The sequence below is a fragment of the Nostoc sp. DedQUE05 genome (assembly GCF_034530955.1).
In the GTDB taxonomy this organism is placed as follows: domain Bacteria; phylum Cyanobacteriota; class Cyanobacteriia; order Cyanobacteriales; family Nostocaceae; genus Nostoc.
The window spans coordinates 17,164-33,138 of record NZ_JAVRCB010000056.1 but is presented as its reverse complement, the minus strand read 5'-3'; the positions used below and the strand labels follow the sequence as shown (position 1 = coordinate 33,138).

Sequence of the window (15,975 nt, the reverse complement as noted above, 5' to 3'; positions counted from 1 at the left end):
GTCTGTGGTGGTAAATGTACCAATTACTGTTCCCGCAACAACGTTCTCATTAACATTTAATTGGCTCAACCCCAAGTCTGTAGGAACTTCGTTGAGATTGTTAACTGCGATCGCCAATGCTTTCTCATAAGTAACTCCACCCGAATCAGTTGTCCGAACTCGGATGTTGTAACTAGATTTGGTTTCAAAGTTTGGGGAGGCGTTGATTTTAAGCTGATTACCAACAATTGTGAATGCACTATTATCGGTATCGCCAGTTCCGGTTACTAAACTGTAGGTGAATGTGTCGCTTGCATCTGCGTCTGTGGTGGTAAATGTACCAATTACTGTTCCCGCAACAACGTTCTCATTAACATTTAATTGGCTCAACCCCAAGTCTGTAGGAACTTCGTCAACCAAGTAACGCACCACAGCAAAGTCAGTACCGTCAGTTCCAGCGACGATAATCTTGCCATCGGGCTGTTGAACAAGTCCATAGGCAATGTCAAGGGTGAGTAAGCCTAAGCCTAAATCAGTATTGACCTTGCCATCATTGTCAAAAGTGGTGTCGATTGAGCCATCGCTGTTGTAACGGACTAGAGCAAAGTCATTGTTGCTCACTCCTGCCACAAGAATCTTGCCATCTGCTTGTACAGCAAGGCTGTAGGCAATTTCGTTGGGAAGGAGGCCGAAATCAGTAGTAACCTTACCATCACTGCTAAAGCTAGTGTCGAGTGAGCCATCGCTGTTGTACCGTGCTAGGGCAAAGTCACCGTTACTCTCTCCGGCGACGAGAATTTTGCCATCTGCTTGTACAACAGTGCTGTAAACGATGTCGATGGCAAGTAAGCCGAAATCAGTAGTAACCTTGCCATCACTGCTAAAACTAGTGTCGAGTGAGCCATTGCTGTTATAACGTGCTAAGGCAAAGTCACCGTTACTCACTCCGGCGACGATAATCTTGCCATCTGCTTGTACAGCAGTGCTGTAAACGATGTCGATGGCAAGTAAGCCGAAATCAGTAGTAACCTTGCCATCACTACTAAAACTAGTGTCGAGTGAGCCATTACTGTTGTAACGCGCTAGGGCAAAGTCAGTGCCGTCAGTTCCGGCGACAATAATCTTGCCATCTGCTTGTACAGTAGTGCTGTGGGCGATATCGATGGTAAGACCGAAACCAGTAGTAACCTTGCCGTCACTGCTAAAACTAGTATCAAGTGAGCCATTGCTGTTGTAACGTGCTAGAGCAAAGTCAGTGCCGTTAGTTCCGGCGACGATAATCTTACCATCCGCTTGTATAGCAAGGCTGTAACCGATGTCGATGCTGAGTAAGCCTAAATCAGTAGTAACCTTGCCATTACTGTTGAAGCTGGTGTCGAGCGAGCCATCAGTATTGTAACGCACTAAGGCAAAGTCACCGTTGCTGTCTCCTGCAACGATAATTTTGCCGTCGGTTTGTAAAGCAACACTGCGGCCGATATCAATAGCAATAAAGCCTAAATCAGTAGTGACTTTACCATCACTGCTAAAGCTGGTGTCAGGAAGTACTACAGCTAGTACTGAAGCGTAGGCTGCCATAACTTCTGGCTGGAACGCTAAAGAAGGAGCAATTACCCCCGTGTTCACTTCCAGTGCCCAGTCACCGCCTAATGCAGCACTGCCTGTTAAATTATCAGATGCCACTACTACTACACCTGTCAGTTCGCTCAGGCGCTGGACAAATGCCATGCCTTGCTCTGTTTGAGCTACTTCACAACCGTACAGTAGCAGTTGTGCATCTGCACTCAACGCACTTGCCCAACCCATCAGTTGCGCTGCATAACGATTGAGTGTTTCGTGGCTGAGTTGACTGTTCCCTAAATAGACTCGTCCTGGTGCGCCGTGAGAAACAATATGCAGACTATTGATTCCCTGATGCAATGCCAGCACTTGATTAATTTGCTCAATGCCATCCCGGTCGTTATCTAGAATTACGACAGAAGTATTCTGCAAAACACCTGTTACCAAGGTTTGGTAGTTGTCCACCTGTGAATCGATGAAAACTAGGCGATTAACAGAAATTTTCTTATTCAGGTTTTGAGTAGACTTGGTAGCTATCTTGATAGGTCTTGGGTTCAACATAATTTATCTTACAAAATACACAGTGTTTATGTTTCTGGTGAGAGAAAAAAGATGCTGAGTTTGAATCTTTTTCAAAGTCTCGCTTGCTCGGTAAATATAAAAAACTCTTGTTTGGAACCAAGCTCGAAAAAACAAGGGTTTAAATATTCTCTAATGAGAGTAATAAAAGAGCGTTAATTATGTTGGGTTACATATCACAAAGTAATCAAACAAAAGCAACGATCTTTTGGCAACGCAGGCGAGCTAATCAACCTAAGACTATTTACAAAAACTAATGATGACCACAGTAAAATTACCGATTTGTACTACGTATAAATTATTATAAACTACATAAAAAATCACATTCTGCTGGTTAAGTTGAAAATCTTGATATTTTCTATAATCCAACGAGAACAAAGCTTTCAGGCATTGAAGTTCAATTAGACATTTCGCGATCGCTTCTAAAGCTCATGTCCAAATTAACCTTATTGATACTATTATCAATAATTTCAGCCTGTCTGAGTCTAAACGCTTTGAGCACCTCCATAGATGATAAAATTGTGATGGTGCAAGCTATAATCGTTCGCAGCAAATTTAAGATTATCTAGATTCATTAAATCCTGAACCTGAAAAAGAACAATGGCTGCTCATCTGCTTCAGATTTGCCTCCAATGCACCACAAAAGAATCCTGTAAAAGATATTTTGCTGCAAGCAAAACGATTGTAAGAAGAACTTTATTCTTCCTATCATTCTTTTACTGTAGTAAAGGCATTATTTAAGCTATAATCCATTTTAAAATTTTTGACTTTTCTAAACTCAAGGAGTATGATTTTTTTTCATAAATAATTTAGGATCTCTATAGTCAATTGATTACTATTTAGTTTTGCTAACCCCATACTTTCTAACTTGTACGCTAGTGTATGGTCTAATTGCAAAATATCAGCAGCGATCGCCTTTTAGGCGATACAATTCTTGTTTTACAGTGAACTAGAGTACGACGGTTTTCAGGTTGTAGTCTAATATCATGTCCGGCTAATTACTTGTGATTCGATACATCTGTGCAGAAAATACAAAACCCTCTCCCCTGCTCCCCTGCTCCTCTGCTCCTCTGCCCCCCTGCGCACTTAATGATAAGTCTTTTACCGGACACGATATAACCCAACCCTCCACAAGCATTTTATGCAACGCCATCTGTTACATATATCTCTGCGTTCACTCCATCAAAATCAACCGCAGAGGATCTAAACGCACATACCAAGGAAAAGGTTTGTCTTTCATCATCGCCCATTTTTCTTTGAAGACTTCAGCTTGCAGATGATAATCTTGAGAATTCTTGCCAGCCGAATGTAGCTTGAGAAATAATGTCATTCTATGAGGCGTTTCACTTGTTCGTACTACCCAACAGGGAAAGGTATTTTCCTGTGATGAGTCGTTGGTAAAAATGAACTGATGGGCACGAATGCCGACGTGGGATAATTCGCTCTTGACTGGTTCAATTACTTGCAGAGTACAATCCCAATCAATCGCTTCCAACTGTTGTGATGACTGGAGAACAGCACGGGAGAAGTTTTTGCATCCAGTAAGTTGGGCGACACTAACGGTAGCAGGATGCTGGAAAATCTCATGTTTGCTACCATAATGAACGGCTCTGCCATGCTCCAACACCAATAGATTCGGACAAATCCGATAAGCTTCTTCCATATTATGCGTGACAAATAGAGTCACACCTTGGTAGCCAGCTAGAGTTTCTGTCATTTGCTGCTCTAATTGGCTACGCAGATGTGTATCAAGTGCGGAAAACGGCTCATCTAAAAGCAATGCTTCCGGTTGACTTGCTAATGCTCTTGCCAAGGCTACCCGTTGTTGTTGTCCCCCAGAAAGTTGGTGCGGATAGCGATCGCCTAATCCCTGCAACTGCATCGCTATTAGTTGCTCCTCAACCTGTACCCGAATACTCCCAGCCGATAGTTTTTTGGGCAAACCGAAAGCGATATTTTGTGCCACACTCATGTGCGGAAACAGCGCGTAATTCTGCACTAAAAAACCGATGCGGCGATCGCGGCTGGGTAGATTAATTCCTTGTTCGGAGTCAAACAGAACTCTGTCATTTAAAACTATGCGCCCGGTTGTCGGCGTTTCTATCCCCGCAAGGCAGCGCAAAATCATGCTCTTACCTGCTCCAGAACCTCCTAACAATCCCAAGGGTTGCTCATCAGTACTGAAAGCAACTTTTAAATCAAAGCTAGGAAGTATTTTTTCAATGTTGACTAACAATCCACCAGATTCAAAAGTAGATTGCGGGTTGTAGAGAATTTCTCCCCCTGCTCCCCCTGCTTCCCCTGCTTCCCCTGCTCTCTTTCTTTCCCTCAGTTCTTGCCAGAAGTTGACTGCAATAATTCCAGAGAGAGAAATCGCCATAATTGCGATCGCCCAAAACCAAGCCTCATTTATTGCTCCTGCTTCCACTGCAAAATAAATCGCCATTGGGATTGTCTGCGTTTGTCCAGGAATATTACCAGCCAACATCAATGTCGCGCCGAATTCTCCCAAAGCACGGGCAAAAGCGAGCATTGTGGCGGCGACAATGCCGGGTAGTGCTAAGGGTAAACTGATGCGCCAAAAGATTGTGATTTCATTTGCACCAAGGGTTCTAGCTACTCGCAGCAGATTACCATCTATTTGTTCAAAGGCTCCCAGTGCAGTTTTATACATTAAAGGGAAAGAAACTACTGTGGCTGCGATCGCCGCACCATACCAAGTAAAGACGATGCTGAAGTCAAAAGCCCCCATGAATTTCCCTACAGGGCCATTTTTGCCAAAAAATAGCAGCAACAAGAACCCGACAACTGTGGGCGGTAAAATCAGGGGCGCAATCAAGATACTCTCAATCAACGATTTACCTTTGCCACGATATCCCAGCATCCAGTAGGCAGCAGCGATACCCAAAAAGAAGGTGATAAATGTGGCAAGTAATGAAGTTTTGAGTGATATCCAAAGAGGCGATAAATCCAATGGCATAGTTGCAAAGGGAAGAATTAGCTCAACTAATCCCTAATTTACCAACTTTAGCTTTAATATGTTGGAAAAAGTTGGTAAACTACATCACAATCAATCAAGTAAATCCCAAAAACTATCCAAGCTTTAAACAAGATTCGCCTTCAGTTGGGTATCAAATATCAGAATTCGATATGGTTTACGATCGTTTGATACTCATCTTGAAACCAACTGGTAAAATTGTTAGGAATTACCAAAGTGTAAAAACCCTAGTAAACACATCCTGTTAGCAGTATCTAATACTACCGTCAACAGAAAGTGCATCCCCCTCCTAGCAGCAATCAAAAAAAACCCCAAGACCTTTTCTTAGTATGCGGACTCAAAAGTTTAGGGCAACATTGCGTTGCAATCCTCAAGGAATACGATGTTAAAGTCAGTGCTATTGAGGATGTGCAACCCGAACATTGGGAAGTCCCAGAAATACCTAACTTACTAGAAAAGTTGATCGTAGGAGACTGCCGCCAGCCAAGTGTTTTAGAGCGGGCAGGTATATGTCAGTGTCGTTCTATACTTTTAGTAACCAGAAATGAGCGGATAAATATAGAAGCTGCCTTTGCAGCACGGCGTCTTAATCCGCACGTTCGCTTGATTGTACGTTCTGACAAACAAAATTTCAACAAACTCTTGTGGGAAAATCTCGGTAATTTTGTTGCCTTTGAACCTACTCATCTTTCAGCTCATGCCTTCGCTCTGACAGCCCTTGGTTCTGAAGCTATTGGATATTTCACCTTAGAAGGGCAACTGTTGCAAGTGATAAAGCACCAGGTACAACCGAAGGATAGCTGGTGTAATGGCAAGCCAGTACATAGACTCAATCTCACAACTCGCCGCATCTTGAGTCATACACCTGTTTCATCTAACCCAATCAAAGAATTGTTTGGCTGGAATCCAGAGGCAGAAGTGCAGGTAGGAGACACGCTAGTTTACATAGATGTTGCATACGATTTAGCTTTCTCTGAACAACGCCGGCAATCTCATAACCAAAAGTGGCAGTTGCAACAGTTTATCCAAGGCATCACAGCGAAAAATCTCAAGGATAAAATAGTGCAATTTTGGCAATCTTACTACCAAAGCCAAAATCAAATCCGGCGAATTGCAACAATTTATGCGATTACTGTACTCATCCTGTGGTTTGTTGGAATAGTTCTTTACCGCTTATATTATCCTGATATCAGCATCCAAGAAGCTTTTTATGCGACAGCAATTTTGCTCTTGGGAGGATACGGAGATTTATTTGGCGGTGTTGAGTTTGCAGCGCAATCAAAACCTTCAGACGATATCCCTTGGTGGTTGCGGTTGTTTAGCCTGGGAATGACGTTGACAGGTCAAGCTTTCGTAGGAGTATTATATGCATTGCTGACTGATGCTCTCGTCACTTCAAGATTCCTTTTTTTCAATTCCCGCCCTCCAATACCACAACGCAACCATCTGATAATTATTGGCTTAAATCGCTTGGGACAAAAAGTAGCTGCTCTTTTGCAAGAACTCAACCAGCCGTTAGTAGGAATTCATCCTACCACTCTCGACCAAGAAACTTTACCCGATATGCCCCTTATCGTTGGTAATGCTACCGAAGCACTCACTAAGGCGAATATCTCCCATGCTAAAAGCATCATTTTAGTTGGGGACGACAATATGGAAAATCTGGAAATTGGTTTGATGGCTCATGCAATGAATCCCGCCACTACCTTGATTATCCGCTCTCAAGACCGCCAATTTAGTGATAATATCGCCCCTCTGTTCCCTTATGCTCAAGTTATATGTGGCGCGGCTTTGTCGGCAGAAGTTTTTGCTTGTGCTGCTTTTGGAGAAAATGTTCTGAGCTTGTTTCACTTGAATGAGCAAATAGTCATGGTGACGGAATACAAAATTGAAAATGGCGATACCTTGAATGGATTGCTTTTATCTGAAATAGCATCTGGCTACAGTGTTGTACCGATTCTCTACCAGAAATATCAGCGAGACAATTACTCTTTAATGCCCTGGTATGATGTTAAGCTTGATGCTGGCGATCGCTTGATTGTTTTAGCCACAAGCAGTAGTTTGCAGCGAATTGAATGGGGTGAAATGCTGCCTCGTCTTTGGCAAGTGCAGATTGAAAAAGCTCTAACTACAAATGCCATTATGTATGGCACTGAAGAGATAGTTTTGATTACGGGATGTAGTTCAACTGATGCTAGGAAATGGATGAATAATTTGCCTAGAGTATTGCCAATACCACTTTATAAATATCAAGCTCAACGTCTCGTGCGCGAGTTAACAAAAGTACAAGTTCTGGCGAATTTAATCTTTATTGGGCAACCTTAAATCTTCCGTAACTATAAGTCATATCAGGTTCAACAACGAGTCGAAGCTTGGAGATTTAACATCACTAATAAGCTTTTTAGCGCTTACTGAACCGTATTGGATTATGAACGCCTTCCTGAAACCTCAGAGACATTCATCTATATTGCCATGATTCGTATTACGATCAGACGACTTGCATAATTTTTGACTGGTTTCAACTTTTAAAACATCCTCTTAGTTCTTAATCCCTAGTCCCTAGTTCCTATGCTTCCAAATCTTACGCAGCAGTTTAATATTGGTAATATTGTTAGCCTTGCTAGCTATCTATATCGTTCAAATTTCAAAAAATTTTCTCGCCTGTCATTATTTGCCCATTTATGGCTAATAGTCCCGATTTATGGCTGGGCAAAATTTTATGCGTTCGCTGGTTTAATTTCCCGTTTAGCGTTTAGTGAAATTAGTGCTCAACCAGAAAGTTCAAAATTTGCAAAAATTCAGATTAAAAAAAGATTTTGGCAATTTCTCATAACTGCAATTCTAGTTATATTAATATGTTTACTACAATTTTTTATTTTTTACATTGGAATTTCAATAATTGCTGGAATAATATATGGAATATTAGCAACAATCTTTGGTACCATATCTCAACCAATCAATCAAGCAAATCCCTTTGACAATACTATATTTAGAATCATCATTATTCCTATAGCTATAGCTGTTTATTTCAGCCCTCTGTGGTTTTACTCGCGTTTCTTCATTACTGATTTACCTCTAGCAATAGAAGATGATACTAACTTCATTGGCGCAATTAAGAGAAGTAGACAACTAACCAAGGGTTTAACATGGCGGATTATTACCATTATATTTATATCATTTGTAATTACTTTGCCTATACAAATTTTAGGATGGTTGATTTATAGTAAAGGATTCAACATTTTAATACAACTAATCTCCTTATTGTTATCTGGAGATTGGGCTAATGAAAATAAAGTGTTTATCAGTACATTACTACTGATAATTTTAAATTTAATCACTAGCATAATATTAATGCCCTTTTGGCAATCTATTAAATCTCTAGTTTACTATGACATTATTTGTCGTCGAGAAGGTTTTGATTTAAAAATAAATACAGTTCAGATAAGTCCAAAACCTTGATATAAAGACGTGATTTATTGCAGAAAGACTACGCCAATAACCCTTAAACCAAGCGTATTGAATTATAACTAATTAATCAGACACAATATTATAATCATCTATGGATAATTATTGTAATTAAAAGGCATTTATTACAAAAGTAAAAGCACAACAATGTTGTGCTTTTGTAGATTATTTGTATTCAGTTCATTGTGAAAACTAGAGAGTTTCTTAATTAGTCCAGTTTCGTACTGTAGGCACTAAAACCGTAAGCCAAAGTTTCTTTGAAATTATCTGATGGCTTGAGACTTCTGTTGATGGCATTAGCAAACGGCACGGGAATCCCTTTGATAGTTTCCGGCAAAATTGCATACTCTGCTGTTGGTTCGACAATGTATTCTGGACACTTGGCTTTCATCCCAGCAGTAGCTAACATTTCTTCTATTTCAGCAGATGAATATTGCTTGAGATAAACCGGATTTCTCACAAATGGGTTCAGCCTTCTGATAAAATTATGGATAATATGAGAAGGACAGGACTTATTGTGAAAGGAATGATTAAAAACAAAAATTCCGCCTGGTTTTAGCACACGACATATATCAGCCAATAAATTTCTTAATTGTGCATCTGGGATATGCATAAAAACGCAGTTAGAAATTACCAAATCTATAGAATTATCTTCTAAAGGCAATGTCTCAGCAGAAGTGCAAATCAAGTTAAATTCCGCTTCTGGAAAAAAATTGTATTCTTGTTTAACCTTGACTAACCTCCGCAATAGAGGTTCAGAAATATCAATGCCATAATATTTTTCACATTTCAGATTTTTCGCTTTAGAAAGATGTAAAGGTGCGCGGCCATAACCAGAACCAATTTCTAGAATAGAACCGACAGATTTATTCAACGGAAATTTGTTCCAAGTACCTCCAGGTGTACCAGTTAGCAGAGTGTAATCTTGTTTAATGGGTGATGTTGCTGCAACTTTTTCAATTTTTTGGGAACCATAGTATGTTTTACCAATTGCATCCCATGTTTTTTTATGTTGAGTATTAGTTAATTGTTCATAGTCGCTAGGAAAATAAATTCCATCTCGTAATTCAAAGTCATTTAGACTGGATTTTACATTTGCTAATTGAGACATTATGATTATCCTCATCAATAGTGAATTCTGTTTTCTGTTATACTCTTAACTCAGCATTAACCGCAAGTGATTTTTACTGAACGGCTTTCCCTAAGCCTGTTTTAAAGTTTATAACTATTTTAAATTCGATGGAATGTGCTAGCAAAGAGCCTATTGCATCCAAGTGAAAACCGCTATAATGACAACCCTTACTCGATCGCAACACAAGTTCGTATACATTAGTTGAGAGACTGCAACAATTGGAGGCTGTGATGGTAGGAGGGTTACAACAAAAACGGGTGGTAGTTGTAGGTGCTGGTTGGGCTGGTTTAGGAGCAACTTACCATTTGGCAAAACAAGGTTATGATGTGACACTTCTGGAAGCAGGCCCCTATCCTGGTGGATTGGTGGCAGGTTGGCAAACGGCAGCCGGCAAATCTGTGGAAGCTGGCATTCATGGCTTCTGGTATCCTTACAAAAATATTTTTTCCCTAATCAATGAATTAGAAATTAATCCTTTTACTACTTGGACTCGTTCTTCGCAATATTCGCCAGCAGGTTTGGAAGTTGAATCACCAATTTTTCAAGACTTACCGCGACTACCCTCGCCACTGGGAACTTTTCTCTACACTCAGTTTAAACGGCTGCCACTAATTGACCGTCTCAGCGCCCTACCTTTACTTTATGCTGTCGTTGATTTTGATAATTCCGATGCAGCTTGGCGGCGCTATGATTTTGTAACTGCCCGTGAATTGTTCAAAGACTTTAACGTTGCTGCGCGACTTTACCGCGATGCTTTTGAACCGATGTTATTAGTGGGCTTATTTGCCCCTGGCGAACAGTGTTCAGCCGCCGCAACTTTAGGGATGCTTTACTTTTTTATTCTGGCTCATCAACCAGATTTTGATGTGGTTTGGTGTCGGGGAACTGTCGGAGAAAAGATATTTCGTCCTTGGGTGGAACGAATTGAAAAAGCTGGTGCGCGAGTATTGCCTAAGCGTCGGGTTACAGACTTAATTGTTAATAGTAATCAAGTTAAGGGTGTGGTTTGTGGTGATGAAGTAATTGAAGCAGATGCCGTAATTTTTGCGGTTGGAATCACCGGGATGAAGAAAATTGTCTCAACTAGCCCTAGTTTACAAAGTCGTGAAGAATTCCGTAATTTGAGCAATTTAGGAGCAATTGATGTTTTAGCCACGCGAATATGGTTTGACCGTAAAATTGATATTCCTCGTCCTTCTAATGCTTGTTTTGGATTCGACGCAAGTACAGGTTGGACGTTTTTTGATTTGAATGCTCTACATGATGAATATCGGGATGAGCCGGGAACAGTGATTGAAGCTGATTTCTATCACGCAAATCAATTTCTCAATTTGAGTGATGAGGAGATTTTAGCAATCGTTCAAGGTTATTTAGCAACTTGCGTACCAGCCTTTCGGGAGGCAAAGATTATTGATAGCAGTGTAATTCGGCTACCTCAAGCGGTAACTCACTTTGCACCTGGCAGCTATCGTTATATGTTGCCCGCCAAGACAAGCTTTGAGAATGTGTTTATGAGTGGGGATTGGATTGTGAACCGTCATGGTTCCTGGTCGCAGGAAAAGGCTTATGTTACTGGTTTGGAGGCGGCGAATTTGGTGGTGTCTTATTTGGGAGAAGGTCAGCCATCTGAGATTTTAGCTGTAGAAGAGGATGAAGTGCATATCCAAGTGGCGCGATCGCTCAACCAAACTTTGCGTGACTTGAGCAAATCTATCCTACCTAACTTTTGGTTGCCATAATCTTTAGGGACGCGAAGAGTGAATCAATAATTGTAATCTAAATTCGGTAAGCTAAAGAAAGCGATCGCGATACTATCCTTATAATGTAAATCAAATCACATAAGCTTATGGAGCCAGACTCTTTACCAACTGAGGTGATTCTGACGCACCCGCGTGAGTCCCTCGGTAGAGTGCAACTTGATTGGACACCCCAACCCGGAAACTATCTTGATTTTGAAGGTAAAACCTACGCGGTTTTAGAGCGCCGTCATAGATACAAACTTCAAGCTGGGCGCTACCGCTTGCATAATATTGCCATTTATGTACAGTCTGCTAAACGACCATCTGAGAAAAGTTTGGTAGCGGGACGTTGGGTAGTCGGCGATGCCACCTGCTGCTACAATGCTCATTCAGAACTCATTCGCTGTGCAGTCAACCCCGATGGCCCTTGCGAATCTTGCCGTTTTTATGAAAAGTCTTCGGAGAGACGCGATTAATCGCGTCTGTACAAAAGTGAGGAGTTAAAAGTTATTCTCCTCCATCTCTTCCATCCCCATCAGCTTCCCGTACCAAAAACTTCTCCTACAGTTAAGCGGGTACCATTAACAAAATCCCATCCAGACTGGGGACGTTTACCAGCTAGCTGAACTTCTCGCAACAGTAATAAACCTTCCCCAGTCTGGATAATCGCGCCAATTCCTTTGACAATGCTGACTACAACTCCCGGTCGATCTGATACGTTTGACAAATCAGGCAATTTATGCACTAATTCTTGTAATTCTGGTGGGAGATCGCGCTCGCTCACAGAACCAAGAGGAGCAGAAGCGGTGATTTTCAGCAGGTTGTTACGAAAGGTAGCGGTGCAGTTAGGGTAAAAGCCTCTGATTTGATTGTGTAATTGGAGCGCGCTTTTTGACCAATCTAAAGCATAATCTTGTTTTTGAATTAGAGGCGCATAAGTAGCTGCTAAATTATCTTGAGGTATTGGTTGAATTTCTTTACGTTCCAACTTTAACAGAGTTTCTATCAACAAATCCCCACCAATCTCTGCTAGTCTGTCGGCTAAATCTTGGGCATTATCCAGTAATCCAATCGGTGTAGTGGCTATTTGGAGCATTGCGCCGGTATCCATCCCCACATCCATCAACATGGTGGTGATCCCCGTTTCTTTCTCTCCGTTATACAAACACCACTGAATCGGTGCCGCACCGCGATATTTGGGTAAAATCGAGCCATGCACATTAATGCAAGCTAATTTTGGCATATTCAAGATTTTTGCCGATAAAATCTGTCCATAAGCGACAACAACAAACACATCTGCATCTAATTGTTTGAGTTTAGTTAAAGTTTCTTTGTCTTTTTTCACCCGTTCGGGTTGCCATACTGGTAAGTTGTGAGCAATAGCGATCGCTTTTACAGGTGTTGGCGTAAGTTTATTTCCGCGTTCTCGGCGTTTATCTGGTTGGGTGACAACCGCCAGTACCTCAAATTCTGAATGATTCAATAATTTTTCCAAGGTGGGTACAGCAAACTGAGGTGTACCAAAAAATACAATTTTCATTAATAATTAGTAGTTTTTAGTCGTGAGTCATTAGTTCATCGTAAGTGCGCCCTTCATAACTGACAACATTAGACTTCTTGGCATTTGTCGGGGTAAAAGGTAAAGAAACTCAAAATCCTTTCCCTTTACCCTTTACCCTAAGAGTGCAAAAATATATTTTTGCAAGAGGTCTATTTAAGTTGCATGTTGAAACAGAATTCACTAAGCCTGCATCTAGCAGGTTTCTGTATTCGGGACGCAGTTGCAAAATACAGTTGTTAGCTGTAAATAATATTGGCTGTTTGGTGGTACAATATCTTCGTATTCATGAAACCAAAGGCTGCTTGATTAATTTAATAGTTAAGTTGACAAGCGTAACAGCTAGTATCAGCCGCATTTGCCTCTAGTGAAACTAATCACTTAGTGGTTTTTCTTTGCGAGTCGCTAGAGCATCTACCGAGTGAATTTTGTTGTGTTCCCGATCCTCTGCTTGAAATTAACTTTAAATGTAGTTACATTTCCGAAAAACTATTGCGTCTTCTAACTACTTCTGTAGTTTAGATAGCAATTTATAACTTTGGGTTGCTGATAGCAATATATTCTGAGTATGATGTATTATGCGTCCGCTTTCCCAGGTTTTTAATTAACGCCTCACGTTTACTATCATGAGGGTTTGCGCTGTTATATTTAGTGTGTAACCTAGCTTATTTGCTGTGTACTAGCGATCGCTAGTACGATCCCCGATAGCTGAGTTATCTAACTCTTGTTCGCCAGCCTCATTCCTCAAACTATATCCTCAATATTTTTAACCAAGACTTATTTTTGGTGTGTTTGGGTATAGCAACATTATATATCGTGTAGTAATTACTGAGTTCTCAGCATATTTACTATACTCGCATATTTTTGCCAAAAAATATTCCGTATCTAAGCAAGAAAAGGTGTAGACAATGATACTTAATTTTTGTAAACCTCTGCAAACTTTGAAGATATTATTTCGTCATTAGTTTTAGTTTCTTGTTATACATATAACTACCACCTGCTCGTTGCTGTTGATGTATTGCTTCTCACATAGCAATTGCCCCCTCTAGAGAGTCTACAAATGCTTAAACCCCTTTTGCTGTCAGGATGGTTCCGCACCCAACCATTTCTCAATTACGTTGTCGTTGTGATACTGATTGCACCTTTATTAGGAGCATCGGCTCACACGATCCCAGTAAGATCCGAAGTACATAAACTAACTTCGATAACTGAAGAATCTGACTCTGGATCAAAGGAAATAGCTGTAGTTGGGGAACCTGAGATAGCTGAAACATTAAAAACAGATCAAATCGAATCGATAACAGAAGAATTTGACTCTGTACCAACACAAAGTACTGCTGTTCAGGAACCGCAAGTATTACCAGCAAATAAAATTGAGTCTTCAACTGAAGTAGATAATTATCTCTCAAGCAGCGATTTAGATGTAAGTGATGTAACTGTTCCCGATTCTTTGGCAGCAGTTGAACTCGCACCATCAACAGATGTTCCTGTTAGTCAACTTAATTTAATCCGCAAACTTAAAGCTGCTAATGTCAAGTCTTTGAGAGGACAAGAAAATTATCTCTCTAGAGAAAAATCTTTTACTGAATCATTGACAGCAACTCAAGTAGCACCAGCTATTAGAGAATCTCAATCAACCACAACGACGGAAATACCTGTTGTGGAACCAGCGAATGAGTCCCAAGCAGAACAAATAGACCCAATAGGTAGTCCTCATCCGATTCCTTGGAAATGGATTACAGCAACTCAAGAAGCTGTTGCTGCTAATGGTGGTTCTGGAGTGCGTCACTATCGCAGCGTACCCGTGATTTCTCCAGATGGTAAATATGCTGTTTATAGTCGGGTGCAACTGGAGGTAAAACCCCAAATGTACAACAGCCGTGTCACCAGCGTGATGTTTGTCCAAGATATGCACACTAAGAAATTGTGGGTGATGGCTTCAACGACTCCAGTTAGCGATCCTTTATTAAAGGTAAAGGCTGCAAAAGTGGAGTCTTCAGAAGAAACCGATCCGAGCGGTAAAATTGGGGTATTAGTTCCAGTTAGCTGGTCAGAAAAAGGCGATCGCTTCTTAGCACGCAAGTTTGATGGTATATTTAACACAGGTGATTCTACAGATAGTGCAGTGATTTGGGATCGGCAAAAAAATCACGCTAACACAGTTGCTCCAGTGAGTGACGAAGAACATGAAAAAATTGCCGTATTGTTAGGCTGGAGTAAAAGCCAACCAGATCGCGTATTATTCCGTGCAGGTGAATTAGGCGAGGAAAACTGGCCATTAATGCAAGTTGCTAATGATGGTAAGACTATCACTACAACAGACAGCGATCGCCCGATTACTTTTGGTAAAAAGGTAACAGAAATTTGGGCTGGCCCACAAGTTGCCTACCGATAGGTTATAAAAAATCCTACATACTCCCGTTGTCAGCAGTGACGACAACGGGATTTTTTTATATATTCCAAATAGGTTCTAGAAAAGTGGATTTGGTATTATTCGATTTCACCGAATCAAAACCTGACTTTCAAAAGTAAAGTTAGCGGAATACTCTTTTTAAGAAGTAAAAAGTAAATAGATAAGTAGGTCGGCAGAATAAAACCAAACTATATTAACAAAAATGAACGAGGCGAAAATTCTCTTCTCTACTGCCTCCTGCCTTATCCCAACAACAAATATTTACGCCCACCTACTTAATCCTTATAAATAAATTTAGGGAAAATAATCACGGACAGATTATTTATTTTACAACCCATCTCCAAATAAATGTTTTTATTTTGTTCCATAAATTTAGGGACTTGTAACCATTTTTGATAGTTTTTTATGAGTGCTTTTTAACTTTTTACTTTTGCTTTATTCTTTCAATAAATAATATAATATTTGATATCCATTAAGAGAAAGAGTTATCAATTATACAGTGAATTGAAGGCAGAAATAAACTGCAATTATTGTTCATAACAACAAGATAGA

Annotated in this window: 9 protein-coding genes and 2 pseudogenes; 7 read left to right on the top strand and 4 right to left on the bottom strand. The window is 40.5% G+C overall.

Going from position 1 to position 15,975, the window contains the following annotated elements:
* The coding region (locus RMZ42_RS30250) for a DUF4347 domain-containing protein (RefSeq protein WP_322674890.1) at window positions 1-2,100 on the bottom strand (2,100 nt) is incomplete at its 3' end.
* A gap of 541 nt (window positions 2,101-2,641) precedes the next feature.
* Between RMZ42_RS30250 and RMZ42_RS30245 the strand changes: the two are divergent.
* A pseudogene (locus RMZ42_RS30245) lies at window positions 2,642-2,922 on the top strand (IS630 family transposase); the annotation flags it as partial.
* Window positions 2,923-3,292: 370 nt separating this feature from the next.
* On the opposite strand, the gene modB reads toward RMZ42_RS30245, so the two are convergent.
* Entirely contained in the window at window positions 3,293-5,098 is a 1,806-nt protein-coding gene (gene modB / locus RMZ42_RS30240; RefSeq protein WP_322674889.1) for a molybdate ABC transporter permease subunit, read from the bottom strand.
* 294 nt (window positions 5,099-5,392) lie between these two features.
* Here modB and RMZ42_RS30235 point away from each other — a divergent pair, with 294 nt between their 5' ends.
* From RMZ42_RS30235 to RMZ42_RS30225, 3 genes and pseudogenes are all read left to right on the top strand, one after another.
* The gene (locus RMZ42_RS30235) at window positions 5,393-7,441 is read left to right on the top strand and encodes a potassium channel family protein (RefSeq protein ID WP_322674888.1); all 2,049 of its coding nucleotides are present in this window, start codon (window positions 5,393-5,395) and stop codon (window positions 7,439-7,441) included.
* A gap of 93 nt (window positions 7,442-7,534) precedes the next feature.
* Window positions 7,535-7,621, top strand: a pseudogene (locus RMZ42_RS30230) (IS5/IS1182 family transposase); the annotation flags it as partial.
* A 63-nt stretch (window positions 7,622-7,684) separates the two neighbouring features.
* Complete coding sequence (locus RMZ42_RS30225; protein ID WP_322674887.1) at window positions 7,685-8,575, top strand: hypothetical protein; 891 nt, start codon at window positions 7,685-7,687, stop codon at window positions 8,573-8,575.
* A 214-nt stretch (window positions 8,576-8,789) separates the two neighbouring features.
* Here the strand turns inward: RMZ42_RS30225 and RMZ42_RS30220 are convergent, their stop codons facing one another.
* Window positions 8,790-9,692, bottom strand: a complete 903-nt coding sequence (locus RMZ42_RS30220; RefSeq protein ID WP_322674886.1) for a class I SAM-dependent methyltransferase — start codon at window positions 9,690-9,692, stop codon at window positions 8,790-8,792.
* A 251-nt stretch (window positions 9,693-9,943) separates the two neighbouring features.
* Between RMZ42_RS30220 and RMZ42_RS30215 the strand changes: the two genes are divergently transcribed.
* On the top strand, window positions 9,944-11,452 hold the full coding sequence (locus RMZ42_RS30215; protein ID WP_322674885.1) for a hydroxysqualene dehydroxylase: 1,509 nt from the start codon (window positions 9,944-9,946) through the stop codon (window positions 11,450-11,452).
* Between the two features lie 107 nt (window positions 11,453-11,559).
* Window positions 11,560-11,928, top strand: coding sequence for a DUF6464 family protein (locus RMZ42_RS30210; RefSeq protein ID WP_322674884.1), 369 nt, complete (start codon window positions 11,560-11,562; stop codon window positions 11,926-11,928).
* A gap of 59 nt (window positions 11,929-11,987) precedes the next feature.
* Here RMZ42_RS30210 and fmt read toward each other — a convergent pair whose 3' ends face one another.
* A complete protein-coding gene (gene fmt / locus RMZ42_RS30205) occupies window positions 11,988-12,992 on the bottom strand; it encodes a methionyl-tRNA formyltransferase (RefSeq protein ID WP_322674883.1) in 1,005 nt (334 codons plus the stop codon).
* 1,078 nt (window positions 12,993-14,070) lie between these two features.
* Here fmt and RMZ42_RS30200 point away from each other — a divergent pair.
* A complete protein-coding gene (locus RMZ42_RS30200; protein ID WP_322674882.1) occupies window positions 14,071-15,405 on the top strand; it encodes a hypothetical protein in 1,335 nt (444 codons plus the stop codon).
* Window positions 15,406-15,975: the final 570 nt, after the last annotated feature.